The sequence below is a fragment of the Limimaricola sp. G21655-S1 genome, from assembly GCF_027213785.1.
GTDB lineage: Bacteria > Pseudomonadota > Alphaproteobacteria > Rhodobacterales > Rhodobacteraceae > Limimaricola.
Genome location: NZ_JAPWGO010000174.1, coordinates 1 through 294 on the forward strand (window position 1 = coordinate 1; position 294 = coordinate 294).

Below are 294 nucleotides of genomic sequence, written 5' to 3' on the forward strand. Positions count from 1 at the left end.
GCCGTCCGAGGAGGTCGCGGTGACGGTCAGCGCGACGCTCGGCTCGGTCTCGGCGTCGAAGCTGGCGCCGGCGGCGACCCGCACCGTGCCGTCGGCGGCGATGGCGAAGCGCGCGTCGTCCACCGCGTAGCTCACCGTGGCGGTGGCGTCGGCGTCCTCGGCGCGGGCCCGGATGCCGACCAGCGTGCCCGCGCCCGCGGTCTCGTCGATCCGGTCGAGGGTGGCGCCGTCGGCGTCACTGACCGCGCCGATGGCGTGCTCGTTGATGTCGGCCACGGCGATGTCGAAGCGGCG

At 76.2% G+C, this 294-nt stretch carries 1 protein-coding gene; it reads right to left on the bottom strand.

Features of this window, described 5'->3' with window-relative positions; all coding sequences use genetic code 11:
* The coding region (locus O4G76_RS22490) for a cadherin repeat domain-containing protein (protein ID WP_269398951.1) at positions 1-294 on the bottom strand (294 nt) is incomplete at both ends.